Here is a 1,126-nt window from a genome sequence, read left to right as displayed (position 1 = left end):
CCCCCCTAAAAACTATAAACGTAACTCACATTAAACACCGCAAGGCGTTTGAAAAAGAGAGAGGTATTTAACCCTTTGCCATGCGTTTCATAAAAGGAATTGACCGCTAAAGGGATTTTCAAGCCCATTTCAAAGCCATTATGCCTATTGACATTCACACGAACCCCAAAATTCAAAGGGATTTGGAAAAAACTCGTGTGCATTTTAGCCTGATAATTAATCAAGTAATTGTTGATGAAATCCGTTTGACTCACCCACATGCCTAAACCACTCCCTACCCACGAACTCCCCGCTAAAGCAAAGCCCACATAAAAACCCACGCTCGAATGTTTTTTTGCATTATCAATGAAATTATAAAGATAGTCTATCCCAAGCCCATAGAGGTGGTTATTCATTTTGCCCAAACCATCAAAGCCATTGCCCACAAAACCAAAGTTAGTGTAACCATAGTCATAGAACAAATAATAGCGCAACCCTTGATTTTTTTTCTTAGTGAAGAAATGCTTATAGCCCACGCTTAAACTCACCCCATACATGCTTGAAATGTTTTTAGAATAAGAGCTAGGATCAAGAGCGTTTAAGGAATTTGAAATTTGAGCGATCTGAGAAGATAAAGAAGAGAGCATGTTGTTTTGAGATTGATTGAATTGTAATTCTAAATTTTTTAAGTTTTCTGCTAATTCTAAAGGGTTAGTAATGGGTTCTTGCATTTTTTCTAACGCTTGGGCTAATTGTGGGTTAGATGCAATTCCACCGCTAAGCATGACTATTTTTTCAATGTTTTGAAGGGTGGATTGGAGGTAGTATTGCTCGGCTTGCATTTCAGTGGGGGTTAATTTGGAGTTGTTTTTTAAAGCGTTGTTGATGTAATTAAAGGTGTTTTGCATGTTTGTGATTTCATTTTTGACTTGATTGAGTTTATAGATTTTATTTTGAGCGTTAGAAATCGTTTGGATGCGTTCTTGATTTAAAAAAGGGTTATTATGCTCAACGGCATGACTGATGGAATATTCAAACCCCACGCTCGCATACGCCCCATTTTCTTCAGCGATACCAAAAGATAAGAATAAAGATAGAGATAAAGATAAAGAAAATAAGGTTTTTTGAAATTGCATGGGTGATCCTA

Annotated in this window: 1 protein-coding gene; it reads right to left on the bottom strand. The window is 36.8% G+C overall.

The window, feature by feature from the left end; translation table 11 throughout:
* Positions 1–5: 5 nt before the first annotated feature.
* Entirely contained in the window at positions 6–1,115 is a 1,110-nt protein-coding gene (gene hopJ / locus H7N67_RS07885) for a Hop family outer membrane protein HopJ/HopK (protein ID WP_187939617.1), read from the bottom strand.
* Positions 1,116–1,126: the final 11 nt, after the last annotated feature.

Origin of the sequence: Helicobacter pylori, assembly GCF_014498195.1 — a bacterium.
In the GTDB taxonomy this organism is placed as follows: domain Bacteria; phylum Campylobacterota; class Campylobacteria; order Campylobacterales; family Helicobacteraceae; genus Helicobacter; species Helicobacter pylori_DO.
This window is presented reverse-complemented; position numbering and strand designations above follow the sequence as displayed.

What these genes read in the sequence shown, in the direction of transcription:
- hopJ (WP_187939617.1), bottom strand. Translation starts at nt 1,115, where the DNA reads ATGCAATTTCAAAAAACCTTATTTTCTTTATCTTTATCTCTATCTTTA.